Annotated in this window: 7 protein-coding genes; all 7 read right to left on the bottom strand. The window is 38.8% G+C overall.

The genetic code is table 11. From position 1 onward, the window contains the following. Positions 1–33 precede the first annotated feature (33 nt). The 7 genes from E6H07_09140 to E6H07_09110 all read right to left on the bottom strand — a co-directional run bounded on the left by E6H07_09140 (position 34) and on the right by E6H07_09110 (position 13,399). Positions 34–963 (bottom strand): hypothetical protein, encoded by a 930-nt coding sequence (locus E6H07_09140; GenBank protein ID TMI66049.1) that lies wholly within the window; start codon positions 961–963, stop codon positions 34–36. 29 nt (positions 964–992) lie between these two features. Next, the gene (locus tag E6H07_09135) at positions 993–2,840 is read right to left on the bottom strand and encodes a RagB/SusD family nutrient uptake outer membrane protein (protein ID TMI66048.1); all 1,848 of its coding nucleotides are present in this window, start codon (positions 2,838–2,840) and stop codon (positions 993–995) included. Between the two features lie 24 nt (positions 2,841–2,864). Beyond that, positions 2,865–6,083, bottom strand: coding sequence for a SusC/RagA family TonB-linked outer membrane protein (locus tag E6H07_09130; GenBank protein TMI66047.1), 3,219 nt, complete (start codon positions 6,081–6,083; stop codon positions 2,865–2,867). Between the two features lie 38 nt (positions 6,084–6,121). Then, positions 6,122–6,907, bottom strand: coding sequence for a DUF3826 domain-containing protein (locus tag E6H07_09125; GenBank protein TMI66046.1), 786 nt, complete (start codon positions 6,905–6,907; stop codon positions 6,122–6,124). 172 nt (positions 6,908–7,079) lie between these two features. Further along, positions 7,080–9,509, bottom strand: a complete 2,430-nt coding sequence (locus E6H07_09120) for a DUF4982 domain-containing protein (GenBank protein ID TMI66045.1) — start codon at positions 9,507–9,509, stop codon at positions 7,080–7,082. A gap of 9 nt (positions 9,510–9,518) precedes the next feature. Continuing rightward, positions 9,519–10,535 (bottom strand): zinc-binding alcohol dehydrogenase family protein, encoded by a 1,017-nt coding sequence (locus E6H07_09115; GenBank protein TMI66044.1) that lies wholly within the window; start codon positions 10,533–10,535, stop codon positions 9,519–9,521. Between the two features lie 119 nt (positions 10,536–10,654). Next, the gene (locus tag E6H07_09110; protein TMI66043.1) at positions 10,655–13,399 is read right to left on the bottom strand and encodes an alpha-L-rhamnosidase; all 2,745 of its coding nucleotides are present in this window, start codon (positions 13,397–13,399) and stop codon (positions 10,655–10,657) included. Between the last annotated feature and the right edge of the window lie 6 nt (positions 13,400–13,405).

Below are 13,405 nucleotides of genomic sequence, written 5' to 3'. Positions count from 1 at the left end.
AGTATGCTTATACACTTTTAAGTCTTATAAAAATTACTTCTGCACTTTGACATCTACTTCTATCTGCGTTGTTTTATTCGGCGAATCTCCATTTACATACCGGATAAGTATTGCGCCAAACTTTCCGGCTGCAGTTTTAAATCCAATAACATTGCTACCAGCGGTCGTACTCACTGTAGACACCTTGGAAGAAGTACCAGAGGTCATGTTTCCGCCAATTAAAGTTTGAATTGCACCTGAAGAAGTTAAACCACTGACAAAATTTACTGATGTCGGCATTTTCTTTAACAACGTAACATTTTTTGTCCAGGTACTAATATCGTAGTAGGCCAATTGAGGCTGTGCAGCACTGAGTGAATAAATAGTGTGCTTCAAATCATCGGTGGTACTTGAAGATAAGCGTCCAGTTGTGTCCCAATAGTAACCAAAATCGATCTTAGCAGAATTGGCCCCACCATCACTATAACTATAGGTTTTCCCTTCGGTACTTGAGTAGTACGTCTTATTGGTTTTATCGACAGTATCAGGCACCTGCAGTATTCTGTAACTCCAGAAATAAAAATCTGGTGTAACGGTAACTACAAAATTTTTTCCGCCATCTCCCATAAAAATTGCCCGCTCATCTCTTGCTAACACCCTGTAGGAATAATCACCAGCAGCGCTATCAACGCGGTATCCTTTTCTTAAGGAAAAAGACCGGTTATTGGTACTATTTAATCTGAATGTATCCAGCCTTATACTGCCATTTTTCTGAATTTCGATATAAGACATATCAGTAGGAGACGTAATAGTAAAATCAAGATAAATACTATCCTTAGGATTTAATGTTATATCACCTGTTAAATTCTTGGTACCTGTTTTATACTCAACCTGCACCTGGAAATCATCAATCGGCTCAACCTTTTTCTCGCAGGAAGAAAAGAGTACTACTATTGCAATTGATCCAATTATATACTTTTTCATATTTAATTTCTTTTTAAGCATTAGTTTAATTATTGTAATGGATCAAAAGTTCCATTTATCCAGCCTGCTGTTTGCTCAATAAAAAAGTTTTGACTGAAAAAATTGGGCAATGCATAGAAATAGTATTTCGTCGGTATGCTAATGGCATTGGATCCCTCTAAAGTTGGTGTTGTTGAACCTGGCGTAACGAACATGGCAGTATACACTGATTTATTATTAAGGTTCGCTGTATCTCTTGGCTTTACGCCAAATGCATCTGGTTTATCCAGGAAAATATCAGTTGGCAATGCTCCGGTACGTGTGGTACCTGGATAATACGGAGGCTTGGCGGACAATTTATACGGCAGGCGTGCAGAAATCAATCCGTAATTTCTTGTCCTTCTCAAATCCCAATGACGTTTTCCTTCCAAGGCAAATTCGATCATCCGTTCATTTAATATCAAATTTCGCATTGATGCCGCGTCAGTAGCAATAGCTAAACCATAATCAAATGTCCCGGCAGTTATACCTGCTCTCTGGCGAATGCGGCGCACATTATCTTTTGCTTCTGCCAACCTTCCGGTCTCATTGGCACACTCGGCAAGGTTTAATACTACTTCAGCAAATCTCATCTCAATCCAATCCATTCCACTTCCACCACCCGAGTTAGAATTATATACGGATTGTGCAGGAGTAAGAGTATTATTAGTAAATCGTTTGAAATAAAAACCTGTAACTATTGTTCCGGAAGCTTCATCAAGAACTCCTGTATATGACCATTGTTTACGTGTAGCTTTTCCACTTAAAGGCCAGAGACCTCCGTTGTAAGCAATGGAAGCGTCAAACCGTGGATCCCTGTTTTGCCAGAACATAATAGGATCATATCCCGAAGAAGCATGATTAGTTGGCAAACCATCTTTCATGCCGTAGGCTTGTAGAAGGTTCCATGTGGGTTGATTTGAACCGCTCGGTCCATCGGTTTCAGAATCGGGCCGGGTAATAGCTTCCGTATTGGTACCTACATCCCTGGCGGCACTATACTTTCTTACCAATAACACCTCAACATTGTCCTCTGTAGTAAAAATATTTGCGTACGTTGGAAATAACGAGACCCCATCTCCAATGCATTGGTTATAAGCTGCAAGGTTTGCCTCGTATGCATCTGCCCAACGGGTTGAAATATTCGTAGGATTAAACTGGGGACTTGCCCAATACATCAGCACTTTTCCTTTCATAGCTGATGAAGCAGCTTTTGTTATTTTTCCTTTTTCAGCACTACCCCATGTAGCGGGAAGGTATGCTATAGCAGAGTCAAGGTCTTTTACAATTGACGCAATACATTCACTCGTTTTGCTGCGGGGAACATTCAGGTCCTCATCTTCAAGAGTCTTTGATTCCAATACTAATGGTACGCCGCCATATAAGCTAACTAACCTGAAGTAAACAAAAGCCCGCAAAAAGAAAAACTGGCCTTTCAGAACCGTCCTCGTTGCTTCCGGCAAAGTACTGGTAGAATTAAGACCTTCAATCGCAATATTACAACGACGAATATCAAAATAGCGATTGGTGGTAATACCATTCGCTGTTCCGATATCTGTAACAGAGTTTTCTACCAGAGTTCCGTATAAAAATGCGGTATTGCCTCCGTTCATTTCGTCAGACGTTATATGGATATTGCCTGGAGCAGTACCTGCAGCCGGCCACTGAGGTATAATTAATCCATAGGTTCTGTTTAAGAACAATCCTACTGCACCTTCATCACTCCATATCCGTGAATCGATCCCCTGCGGGTCTTCAATATCGAAAAATTCTGAATCTTTTTTACAGGCAGAAAAAACCATACATAGAGCCAGGGCTGCTATAACTATTGTTTTTGCTGTATTGTTTATATATCTCATAATATTTTTTTTAGAAATTTCTACTTATAAACTTGCATTGACACCAAAAGAAATAGTTCTTAATGTTGGGTAAAAACCAAAGTTGGATGTATAAGGATCTTTATACTTTAATGGGTTTACTATATTCCAAAGGTTAGTACCGGTGATCATAAATCTTAGATCGGGGATACGTATTTTCGCCGAAATGTTTTTAGGCAACTGGTAAGAAAGAACCATGTTATTAATCCTGCTTTGTGTACCATTAACAGCCCAAAAAGTTGAGTTTGCGGTGGCAAGTGGAGCATCTGCTCTCGGAAATTTTCCATTAGGATTTTCAGGCGACCAATGATCTGCCCAGAAGCTAGGTGCATTCCTTACCGTGGTCGGAGCAGTTCTTGCATCAGAATCATAGAAACGTTTACCACCTATTGATAGGTTGATATTCATAGACAATCTGAAAGTTTTATAGCTAGCACCGAGTGTAAATCCAGCGGCGACAACAGGTGAGGTTTTGTCGAACATCAAAGTAGCATCTCCGGCTTCAGTAATTTGGCCGTCGCCGTTTATGTCTTCAAAATCCATGAATCCAACCTGTGGTTTTACTCCACCAATCAGGTAATTCGGGTTCTTGGCAAGAATAGCATCAACCTCTGCCTGTGTTCTCAAAATTCCCTTTGTTATGTAGCCAATATTGTTGCTGTTGTATGTGCGTGGATCACGGCCAACCGTAATGCCTAATTGGTCGTTGCCAAACTGCCCCAAAAGAGTTTCGTTATAATATTGTTGCATCAATTGGCTATTTGTAAATGCAAAGTTGGCATCCACGTTAAAACCCCAGTCTTTGCTAAACCTCGTACGATACCCGATCGCAAACTCAGCCCCCCAGCTTAATTGCTTAAGATAGTTGACCACTGGCGGTGTAGTGCCAAAGGTTGGCGGGAAAGCACTGGCTGAATAACTATCATATCCATCATACGTGTAACGTTGGTAAAAATCTGCCGTTATAGTGATCTTGTTTTTATAAACAGCGGCATCAAATCCAACATTGAAGTTTCTTGCCTTCTCCCATGTAATTAAAGGGTTTGGGTAAATACTTGGATCCAGCCCACTGGTGGCAGTGTTGCCAAACAAAATACCTGTTGTTTGTGAATAACGTGACTCCCACAGACGGGCACCTAATCTGTCTTCTCCCACTACTCCATAAGTTGCCCGAATTTTAAGGCTGTTTACAAAATTGATATTACTAAAGAAGTCCTCATCACTTATTTTCCAGCCTAAGCCTACTGTTGGGAAAAAGCCCCATCTATCTTCAGGCAAAAAATTCACAGACGCATCAGCCCGGCCAATAAATTCGAAGAAATATCTGTTCCTAAAAGAATAATTGGCCCGGGTAATATAAGAACGTTTTGCAGTGATAAATGCCTGCGTTGGTCTTACCACCTCGTTTATACTGCCAAGCGCAGTAGGATCATTACTGAATGCCCAGAACTCATCTACGCCGGCAACTATTTGTGTAACCTTATTCAAAAGAACATTACGGCTTTCCGATTCGCTTTGATCAAACCCTGCCATTACATCAAATTCATGCTCTCCAAATTTTCTGCCGTATGATAGTGTAGTAAAAAATTGATAGTTATTTGATACGGTGGTTCCTTCCTGTATCTGGTCATTGTTTGCAATCCTTACAGTAGGACTTGCTCCTGTTGTCGTCACTAATTGATCGGAATAAAATAAACTATTTTGACCTCTCCGCTGGAGGTTTGCCACATTATAAGAAGCAAAATATCCTTTGGCGAGAGCATTCCTGTTATTCTGGCCAAACTGTACTCTTGCCGCTAAACCTTTTACAACTTTCGGCCTCCATTCTAACGAGGCATTCACCGCAAGTCCCTGAGATCTGCTATCCCTGTAAGTCCCGGAATTTTGTAGTCCCAGGAAATTCCAGTTTGTATTTTGCGGAGATGAATTATTTGCACCCTGGAACCCAGCCAATTTGTCGCCTAATATTACAGGCACCCATTTAGGCGTAAAGTATAGTGGTCGTATCGTTGCGTCATCGTTGTCCGTACCTGCATTTGAATGATTATTACTATATTCTTTGTTGTAATCAGTAGCAAAAGAGATATCAGCAGTAAGGCCTTCTATGATCTTAGCGTTGACGCCAAAACGAAGACTATATTTATTGACCTCAATTTTACCATAGTTACCTTTCTCGTTATAATAACTTCCTCCGGCAAAAAATGTGATCTTATCTGTACCACCAGAAACGGTTAATGTGTGCCTTTGCACTTTACCATTTTTCCAGAAATAATCAAACCATGATTCGTCTTTAAGTCCTTTTAACGAGTCCAGGTCGGCTTGTGAAAAACGTTGGTTAAATGCTGCACCTGTCAACTCAAAGCCATCATTTAAAAATTTGGCATGCTCATATGCAGTCATTGTTTCGGGATCCGTAGTTGGCGTGGATACTCCGTAATAACCGGAATAGGAAATTTTAGGTTTGCCTGCTTTACCTCTTTTTGTAGTGATCAACACTACACCTTTTGCACCGGCAGCACCGTAAATTGCTGCGGATGCATCTTTCAAAAATGTAATGTCTTCTACCTGGCTTGCATCCAGGTTTTCGAAGAAATCCGCATTTGTCGACTGTGCCCATTGTGCAGGATTGGAAATGATCCCATCAATAACAATTAAAGGTTGGGTGGTAACTCCCCCGGCATTACCTGGAAAACTAGCCGGACCTACAGATGAATTACGAATGTTAAGGGTTGTAGTTGAGCCTGGTTTACCTGAGCTGAAGTTGACACTCACACCCGGTACGCGGTTAACTAAAGCTGAAGGTAAATTAGCAACAGGTATATCTTCAATCTCCGCTGCTTTAAGAGTGGCAACAGCACCCTGTGCTTGCACTCTTTTTTTAGTTCCATAACCAACCACAACTACATCTTCCAGTTTGTTTTCGAATTTATTTAAGGAGATCGCAAGTGAGCTACTGGATGCTTTTGCTTCTAGCGTGGTATAACTCACAAGGGTAAACACCAGTATAGATGTTGATGAGGGAGCTTTGATGGTAAACTCACCTGCAGCATTTGTTGAAGTGGCTGTCTGTGTATTTTTCACCCTTACAGTTACACCTTCTAAGGGTAACTTAGATTCAGGGTCAGTTACTTTACCGGTAACTGTTACCTCCTGTGCAAGTGCAGTAATGTAACCACACATGACAAAAAGAACCATCAGCAGCCTGCGAAATAGAATGCAATTCATATAGCAGTTTGTTTTAAAATGTTAATTCAAAAATCGTATTAAGCGGTTTGTTTTTCTATGCTTTTTTTCTCTTTCAATCTATCCTGCCAGGCTTTTTCCTCTTTCTTCATATCATATCCTTCTGTTGACAGGTAATTATTTATTCTTCCTTTATATTTTCCAAAAACTTTGTGCTTGTCATCAGATGAGCCTTCATCCATTGCCAGTTCTCTTGCTTCTACCAACCAGTTGTAAATTTTTTTCTTTTGTTCTTCGGTAAGGTTTAATAACATTTCCGTATATGCTGTATAAGTAACATTGAGCACATTATAGGTCATACCATTCTTTACTTTCTCTATTTGTGCGTCGGTTAAATTCTTTTTTAATTGCGAGATATATTTCTTGTGGAGTTTTCCAAGCATTTCAGCCTTTGTTTCATCTTCTTTTTTTACCCGAGCTGTTTTCTCTTCATCAGGCAACTGTAAGCCTTTAATTGCTGCAACAGATGCTTTGGATTCATCATGAATTTTATTAAGACGATAATACTGATCAGCAACCAGCCTAACCACTTTATCGAATTTGCCCGAATCAGCTATTTCAAGTGTATTTACAATTTTATGTGAACGTTCAGTAAGTACTTTTTTAAATGCTTCGTCATTGCCGGGGGTATTCTGTCCAAATGCAGCAGCATTTAAAAGCAATGTAATTAGAAGGGAGATAATAATATAAACAGCAAGTGTTTTAAACCTGGTCGTAGTGAAAAAAGAAAAAGGAGATTTAAACTCTTTTACAGCAACTCTTTCTTGTCTGCGGTTAGCAGTAAAAATATTACGAGTAACGTTCATACAGCTTTGCTTTATCGTTGTTAGATAATGAGCAATTTGTTAATTTATCATTATCATGCTAAAGGTAAATGGCTGGATAGGGTTCAAAAATGTAAGGTTTCTCTATAAAGATGGAAGATTTTACTATTTCGTTGCTTAGTTTTTCCGGGAACGATTGCGTAATGCCTAGCCTTTAATTGCCTGTACTCAGAGATATAATAGCTGTTTGAATTCCGGGACTGGATACCTTTAATGTAATATTTCCCTTTTTTCCGTTCGATTGAACAATTGCTAATGCTATCCCTTTCCAGCAATTCCTGTTGTTGTTTTTTAAAGAAACGGTATCGGCCTGGTAACCGTTGTCTGTTCCTGCAATAATACCGTTGCCACTGATCGAAAACTGCAGCTTGTTATCAGCTGTTGGAACAATATTTCCATTCTTATCTAATATCCTTGCGGTTATAAAAGATAAATCTTTTCCATCGGCTTTAAGATTCTTTTTGTCGGCGATCAATTCTATCCGCGCAGGCTTACCAGCAGTTTTTATTTCTTTGGTTAAAATTATTTTGCCATTCTTTCTTGAAACTGCTTTTAATGTTCCGGGTTGAAAGGGCAGACGCCACATTACATGAAGATCATCGCCCTGCTTTTTTCGTATGCCTATTGATTTTCCATTTATAAATAATTCAACTTCATCTGCATTATTATAATATGCCCAAACATCAACCGTATCTCCGGAGTTCCAGTTCCAATGAGGAAAAATATGCAATACATTTTTTGTACTCCATTCACTTTGGTACATGTAATAAATATCTTTGGGAAAACCTGCTAAGTCAATAATTCCGAAATAACTACTTCTCGCCGGAAATTTTGGGTATGGCATAGGCTCACCCAAATAATCGAAACCACTCCATACAAATGCGCCGGCAATATGGTTATTCTTCTTGACGGCCAGCCATGATCTTTCATGTGTGTTGCCCCAATAAGCATAAGTATTATCATACGCCGCACTTGTATAATCTTTATTACCACCGGAAAAAGTATCCTGTACTTTATAATTGGGTGGCCAGATGCGAATGCTATCTGATGGGAATTGATAAACACCTCGTGTTTCTAATGCTGATGCAGTTTCAGTAGCAATAAATTTTTGACCTGGAAAACGTTTAGGTAATTCAGCATAATCATAATCCTTGTAATTAAAACCCAATACATCCAATGCATTTGCTTTGGCAATAAAATTTTTTTCTGAAAAAGTCTCTGTTAATGCAGATATTATCGGTCTTGTCGGATCAAGTTGCTTTACAATATCAACCAGTCCTTTTGTAATAGTAGTACCAGTGCTATCAAACTGTTCTCTTATTTCATTGCCAATACTCCACATAAAAACAGAAGGATGATTGCGGTCACGCAACACCATTGCTTCAAGATCTCTTTTATGCCATTCCTTAAAATCTAGATGATAATCAAATTTGTTTTTTCTTTTTTGCCACATATCAAATGCTTCATCAATAACAAGAAATCCCATTTGATCACATAGATCCAACAATTCAGAGGCGGGAGGATTATGTGAAAAGCGAATTGCATTGCAGCCCATTTCTTTTAAAATCTTTAATTGTCTTTTTGCAGCATTAATATTAAAGGCGGCACCTAATGCGCCGAGATCATGGTGCATGCAAACACCGTACAGCTTTAGCTGCTTGCCGTTGAATGAAAATCCCTTTTCAGCATCAAAGAAGAATTGACGGATGCCGAAAGGGACTATAATTTCATCCATCAGTTTTCCTTCCACATATAAGCTTGCCTTTAATTTGTAGAGATAAGGATTGGTGGGACTCCACAAAAACGGTTTTTTAAACCCATAAGTAAATAAATCCTTTGTGAGATTACCCCGGAGTTGCGTTTCCACCATAATATGGTAATTGATATCATTAACCGAATTGCCTTTTGCATCAACCACCTGGTATTTTATTTTATAAAAGCGATCTGTCTTATTCAAATCCTCAATCATAGCATGAATACCAATCTGCGCCTCGCCATTAGTATGTTCAGTAGTTATATAAATTCCATTCTGTTGAAATGCCGTTTGATTTTTAACTACCAATTTCACATCCCTGTAAATACCCGAACCGCTGTACCATCTTGAATCGGGTTGCTGACTGTTATCAACTTTTACTGCTATACTATTCTTTTGTGGTGATGGAAGAAGATATTTAGTTAAATCATAGCTGAATGAAACATAGCCATTAGGTCGCTTGCCGAGATAATGCCCGTTGATCCAAACCTCACTGTTTTTATATACACCATCAAATTCAATTGAAACATTTTTACCTTTTGCAGAAGTTGGCAACGAAAAAATTTTCCTGTACCAACCAATGCCCCCTGGCAATGCACCACCCTGTGTAGTAGCTGGTGCATCTTTTTTAAAATTAGATTCTATACTCCAGTCATGAGGCAATGAAAGTTTCCGCCATTTGCTGTCATCATGAACCGGTTCATTTGCAGTACTGTCATTTCCTAAATAAAACTTCCAGTCATTGTTGAAATCAATTATAGAACGTGGCTGTGCTATGCTGTTTAATTGAAACAACAAACAAAAAAAAATATAGAAATAAAGTTTTTGCATGTTTGAATATTAATGCAGCGAAACCATTGCTTTAATAACTCCTGTTGCCGGGTTTAACCAACTTTCAAAATTATCCTTTACTTCATCAAAAAGTACACGATGTGTAATATAGGTAGCAGGGTCAAGCAATTTGTTTTTCATTGAAGCCAATACATGATTAAAATCTTCCGGTGTAGCATTACGGCTGCTCATCAGTGTCGCTTCCCGTTTATGAAACTCGGGATGGCTTACAGCAAGTGCTTCCCGTTGCAAACCTACCAGTACAAATCTTCCGCCATGTGCCAAATATTGAAATGCTGTATTGATTGCTTTCAAACTTCCAGTCGCATCAATTACAACTGTAGGCATATCATTATTTGTAATCGATCTTAATTGTTCTATCACATCATCTTTCGCCGGATTGATAGTGTATGCTACATTTAATTTGTCTCTACAAAATTTTAATCGTTGTTCATTTACATCCATTGCAATTACATGTGCCCCGGCTATTCTTGCAAATTCCATTACGCCCAACCCAATCGGGCCGGCGCCGATCACCAAAACATATTCATTAGGTTTTACTCCGGCCCTTCTTATACCATGTGCGCCAATAGCCAATGGCTCTACCAATGCCAGTTCATCAAAGCTCATGTCATTTCCTTTTATAAGGTATTGTAAAGGCACAGAAATATATTCACACATGCCGCCATCAATATGTACTCCGAAAACTTTTATATCGGCACAACAATTAGTAAGCCCGTTTCGGCAGGCAATACATTTACCACAATAAAAATAAGGGCTGAATGTAACCCTGTCTCCTACTGCAAATTCATTACCGGGTTCGATTGCTACGATCTCTGCTGCCAGTTCATGTCCCAGTATCCTTGGGTAATTAAAAAAAGGTTGCGTGCCTTCGAAAGCATGCAGGTCCGTACCGCAGATACCTATTCTTTTTATTTTAAGAATAGCATGACCAGTCTCTAATAATGGTTTTTCTTTTTTGATATATTGAAATGAACCCGGTTGTTCACATACTAATGCTTTCATTCAAAAGATTTATTGTTTATATGTTGGGGGCTAAAGCCCATCTATTTTTTGTATCATTTGCCCCGGCCTTAAGGCCGGGGCAATAAATGTTAACCCTATCGAGTGGTCTTTAGCCCATGCTAATCAGAATTTACTTTAAAATAATATTTCCCAGAACCGATTTTCACTATTGCCTTTCCATTTACATAAGTTGCGGTTATGATCTTCCCACTTTCTGTCAAAACAGATTTTTTCGTTGCGGAAAAATAAATAGCTGCCGTTGTATTCACAGGAATTTCGACATTTAATTCAAATGTTTTTCCATCCTTTTTCCACTCGCTTACAATTTCTCCATAGACTGAATGATAACTTGCTTTTGCTGAAGTAACATCACCTACCGGTTGTGGTTTTATTTCAGTCTTTTTATACGCAACTGAATTACCTGCTTGCTTTATCCCGGCTAATCCTGTATAAAACCATTCCATCAAATGCCCGAGCATGAAATGATTATTTGAAACAGATTCATACGCTTGCCAGCTCTCCGTCAATGCAGTGGCACCATGCTTTAGTTGAAATCCATAGCCGGGAACATCGTCGCGGCTGTTCATATCAAATATTACATCACTTCTTCCCGCATCTTCCAAAGCCCGTAATACATAACGGTAACCAATGTCACCGGCAGTAAGTGCATTATTCCGGTTTTTAATATCATTTACCAAAGCATTAATCACTGCCTGTTTATACTTTGGTTCTACAAGCCCCATGTATAAAGCCATTGCATTGGCAGTCTGGCTTGCTGAGTCATATTGCAGGTTTTGTTTATCAAAAAAATTTTCGTTAAAAGATCTTTTAACTGCAATGGCAAGTTTAGTGTACATTTTTAAATCGGCTGCTTTATTTAACAACTTCGCTACTTCAATCATTATTGTTAAATCATAATAAAAAGTAGAAGTAGCTGTAACACCCATTTTGGTCATTTGAGCAAATCCGGATTTTTTTGGGCCAATGTCAAACCAATCGCCCAGTCCATGAGAAAGGATATTATCTTTGGCTTTGCTTTTCAAATACAACAAGTATTTCTTCATCATATCATACGCATTGAGCAACGATTCTTTATCTCCATACCATTTATAATTATACCATGGCAAAATGATTGCAGCACTCCCCCACTCCGGCGATTCATCAAAAGGAGGAGTGAATTGTGTAAACTCGGGAGCTATCTCCGGTATCTTTCCATCCGCATACTGTGCATTCATCATGTCTTGAATGATTTTTTTACAGAGCGACGCAATATCATAATTATATTGAACCGATTCTCCCATCAGGTGTGTTTGCTCCAGCCAACCTAATTTCTCCCGGTGAGGGCAATCAGTAAACACACTCATCGTATTACTTTTAATTGCCCAGTTAATCAGTGTATTTGTTTTATTAAATAAATCATTGGAAGAATTGAATGAGCCAACTGTATTTGCTGCGTTCCGGATATGAAGACCTTCAATATTTTTTACGACAGGCAATGATCCTGTATTGTTATTTGCAATACACTCCACTTGCATGTACCTGAAGCCTGTATAAGCGAATCTTGGTTGCCAACTTTCATCACTACCTCCCTTTAATATATAGGTAAAATAACTCGGAGAGCCGGTTGCCCGTTGATTAGCAGTTCCGTCAGCATTAATTAACTCAGCACAAAATATTTTTACTGTGTCGCCCATGTTGCCGTTAACCGTCACTGAAGGAATCCCGGAAAAATTTTGTCCAAGATCATACATCCAGGTATCCGGTTTTAATTGGGCCTTTGTTTTTACTTTAAAGCGTTCAGTTATTTTTATTGGCTCCTGTAATTGCGTAGTTAATTGACCTGGGCCATTGGTTATGATCACATCAAACCAATCAAGGCCATCTTTTAAAAAACCAGGTGTATCCCAACCAGGTTGTTCTTTATTCGCATCATAATCTTCGCCACCAAAAATGCTGCTGAATATTATCGGCGATTCAAATGTTTGCCAGCTTTCATCACTTATAATATTTTCAATTGTACCATCTGCATATTCAATCACTGTCCGCATTATCATTTTCGGATGTCCATATGCACCAGTCATCTTCCGGTATCGCTGTCCAGGTATATAATAAAACCCATTGCCCAGCATTATACCAATTACATTTCTCCCTTGCTGTAGTTGCTGAGTAATATCAAATGTTACATACTGGGCCTGCTTACTATAATTTGTCCAGCCCGGATCTAAAAAATGATCTCCAATTTTATTCCCGTTTATACTCAATTCAAAATGTCCCAATCCGCAAATAAATGCAGTGGCATTTTTAATTTTTTTGTTTACAGCAAATTCTTTTCGGAATAGAGGCAATACATTTCTTCTTGCACCCCATGATCTTTTTCCATTGCCATGAATATGCGGGGCAATGAGCAATGAATCAATTATCTCATCATGCCCGATCCATTTTGCATTACTCCAGTCTTTTTTGTTTAACAAACCCATTTGCCACATGGAAATATTACTCCACGAGGAAATATTTCCTTTGTTATCCCAAACCATCAGTTTCCAGAAATATTTTTTAACCGATTGCAGCGCTTTGCCATTGTATTGTACTTGTATGGATGCTGAGCTATTTATTTTTTTTGAATCCCAGATATTACCTGTATTCCCTTTTAACAGTAAAGAATCATCTGTTACTAATATGCGATAAGCAGTTTGTAAAACATTTTTTTGATTGCTTTGCAACTCCCAACTAAGACGCGGATTGCTTATATCAACTCCCAAAGGATCTTGTGTGTATCCGCAACGAAGATTGCTGACAGAAAGTTTTTGAGTAAACCCCTGCGTAGAAAGAAAACAAACTATAAGAATGTAAAGCAATCGTATCATCCCATC

The organism is Bacteroidota bacterium (genome assembly GCA_005882315.1).
Lineage (GTDB): Bacteria > Bacteroidota > Bacteroidia > Chitinophagales > Chitinophagaceae > VBAR01.
Note: the sequence above shows the minus strand (reverse complement) of the source record. Positions and strands in the feature narration are given on the sequence as shown.